This is a genomic window from Micromonospora sp. NPDC002411, assembly GCF_053592955.1.
Map to the genome: position 1 here is coordinate 1 of NZ_JBSFBM010000562.1, position 2,503 is coordinate 2,503.

Consider the following 2,503-nt stretch of genomic DNA (forward strand, 5'->3'; position numbering starts at 1 on the left):
GCGATCCACGACGGGCCGGCGTTCCGGTTCCTCGGTTCCGGGAAACCGGTGGCACGATGGGGGGCATGGCGCCCCACCGATCCTCATCGAGGCCGTCGCCGGACTGGCCCTACTGGGCGCCCTCGCGACCGCGCTCGCCTCGGCGGTGGCCGACCCGGCGACCCGGGAGGCCGCGGTGGTCACCTTCGTGGTGACCGCCTCCGGGGTGACGCTGATCGGCGTGGGCGGCGCGTTCTGGGGTCTGGTCGCCGGCTGCCTGATGCTGCTGCTCTTCCATCGCCGCAGCCAACCCACCGTGCCGCCGGCCGACGGGCCAGGGCCGTCGGATCACTCCTCGGGGGGTAGGTCCGCCACGCCGACGGCCAGGAGGACCCGGCCGTCGGCCACCGAGCCGATCCGGTCGGCCGGTACGTAGACCGCGCCGGTGCGGGTCAACTCCGTCGACACCTTCAGGTAGCCGCTGTGCAGCAGCCGCGCGGCCAGGTCGGCCGGGACGTCCGGCTCCTCGACCGCTGTCGCCTCGATCAGCTCGTCCAGGCTGCTGCCCGGGTCGGCGGTCGAGGTCTGGACGGTCACCGCGTTCGGGTCGCCCCGCTGGACGAGGTCCACGGTTCCGACCTCGGTGCCGGTTGAGTCGATCACCGGCATCCCGGTGGTGATCCGCGAAATGGTCGCCTGCTGCTCGTCCTGCTGGTCCATCCCACCGCGGTTCCCGGGGCGGTGCGCCGCTAAACGCCGCCGCATGCCGGCCGGCGGGTGGCGGCAGCGGCGCACGGCGACAACCGGAGAGCGTGATGCCTGTGTGGCATCAAGATGCCCCAGCGGCATCACCGCTGAGAGCGGTACCGCCTCCGGGTCTGAAGCGGCGACGGCCAGCGGCGGAGTCCGCCGCCCAGCGGGATCACCCTGAGCTGGTCAGCTGTTCGGGAGGGTCCAGCTGCCCGGCGGGCGCGGGGACAGCTCCCGCCAGGTGTCCGGGCCGTCGAGGAGGGCCCGGACGGTGTCCTCGGCCTCGTCCGCACTGCCGTACTCGTAGAACCGGGAGATGCCCTCGGCCCCGCCGGCGCGCTGCTCGACGTGCCACCGGTCGGCGTCCACCCGCAGGAAGACGTCCCGCCGGGCCAGCCGTCCCCACTTCCCGTTCCACCAGTGCTTCCGCTGCTCCATGGCGGGACTCTATCGAACACACGTACGAGAAGATGCGGCCCCTGCGGGATTCCCGCAGGGGCCGATGTGCATCCGATCGAATCAGCGCTGCGTCGGCGGTTCCGTCCGGCGGCCCAGCGCGTCGTCCAGCGCCCCACGCTGCTGGCCCGGGGTGGTGTGGCCGGCGGAGACCAGCGCGTCGCGGATCTCGGTGAGCAGCTTGACCTCCTCGCTCGGCGCCGCCGGCGGCGGCTCCTCGCCCCGCCGCCGCCGCTCGGCCAGCTTGTTCATCGGGTACACCACGAAGAAGTAGAGCACCGCAGCGGTGAGCAGGAACGTGATCAGGGCGTTGATGAACCCCGCCCAGTCCATGTAGTTGCCCTTGGTGATCTCCCACCGTCCGGCCGACAGGCCAGTGCCCCCGCCGAGTGCCTTGATCAGTGGTTCGAGGAACGACTTGGTGAGTTGGGTGACGACGCCGGTGAACGCCGCACCGATCACGATGCCGACCGCCAGGTCGACGACGTTGCCGCGCATGATGAAGTCTTTGAAGCCCTTGAGCATCCGTACTCCCGAGGTGTCCGCTTTTCTGTCGGGGACAACCTATGCCCGTTCGGCGGGCTCCAGAAAAGCGCCGGCCTCGAGCGCGGCCCGGCCCGGGTCGCCGGCCCGGATCGCCTCGACCAGTCGGCTGTGGTCGACGTAGCGCTCCGGCGTGAGCGCGTCACCCATCGCCTGGGCGACGGTGCTGCGCAGGGCGCTGCCGACCGAGGCGTACAGCTCGGCGAGCATGGCGTTGTGCGCGGCGGCGACCACCACCGTGTGCAGCGTCGCGTCGGCCTCGACGAACGCGTCGACCCGGCCGTCGTGCCAGGCGGCCTCGCGCTCGGCGAGCGCGCCGTCGAGCGCCGCCAGATCCTCCGGTGTACGCCTCAGCGCGGCGAGACGGGCGGCCTCCACCTCGAAGGCACGGCGCACCTCGATCACCTCGGTCATCCGGTCGTCGCCGAGGCGGCGGGCCACCACCGGGGCCAGCTCGTCGGTGGAGACCACGTAGGTGCCGGAACCCTGCCGGCACTCCAGCACCCCGGCGTGCACCAGGGCGCGGACCGCCTCGCGGACCGTGTTGCGCCCGACGCCCAGCGCGGCGACCAGTTGCGGCTCGGTGGGGATGCGCCCGCCGACCGGCCACTCACCGCCGAGGATCCGGGCCCGGAGCTGCTCGATGGTCTGCCGGACACGGTGGCCGCGTGGCGGCACGGCGGCTCGTTCGGCAAGCTCCTCGCGGGTGGTCTCGCGTTCACCCTCGGCCTCCAGGTCTTCGTGATCGTCGGCGGCATCAGCAAGCTCATCCCGC

General features: G+C 72.4%; 5 protein-coding genes. 1 reads left to right on the forward strand and 4 read right to left on the reverse strand.

Annotation, left to right across the window (positions count from 1 at the left end; translation table 11 throughout):
- On the forward strand, nucleotides 1-415 hold a 415-nt coding region (locus ACWCO3_RS33865; protein WP_450014031.1), incomplete at its 5' end, for a benzoate/H(+) symporter BenE family transporter.
- Here the strand turns inward: ACWCO3_RS33865 and ACWCO3_RS33870 are convergent.
- From ACWCO3_RS33870 to ACWCO3_RS33885, 4 genes are all read right to left on the reverse strand, one after another.
- Nucleotides 328-699: a hypothetical protein gene (locus ACWCO3_RS33870; protein WP_145778104.1), complete on the reverse strand. Its 372-nt coding sequence runs from the start codon at nucleotides 697-699 to the stop codon at nucleotides 328-330. The genes ACWCO3_RS33865 and ACWCO3_RS33870 overlap by 88 nt on opposite strands.
- 216 nt (nucleotides 700-915) lie before the next feature.
- A complete protein-coding gene (locus tag ACWCO3_RS33875) occupies nucleotides 916-1,167 on the reverse strand; it encodes a hypothetical protein (protein WP_088951051.1) in 252 nt (83 codons plus the stop codon).
- A gap of 81 nt (nucleotides 1,168-1,248) precedes the next feature.
- Nucleotides 1,249-1,710, reverse strand: coding sequence for a large conductance mechanosensitive channel protein MscL (gene mscL / locus ACWCO3_RS33880; RefSeq protein WP_145778103.1), 462 nt, complete (start codon nucleotides 1,708-1,710; stop codon nucleotides 1,249-1,251).
- A gap of 39 nt (nucleotides 1,711-1,749) precedes the next feature.
- On the reverse strand, nucleotides 1,750-2,406 hold the full coding sequence (locus ACWCO3_RS33885; protein WP_450014034.1) for a FadR/GntR family transcriptional regulator: 657 nt from the start codon (nucleotides 2,404-2,406) through the stop codon (nucleotides 1,750-1,752).
- Nucleotides 2,407-2,503: the final 97 nt, after the last annotated feature.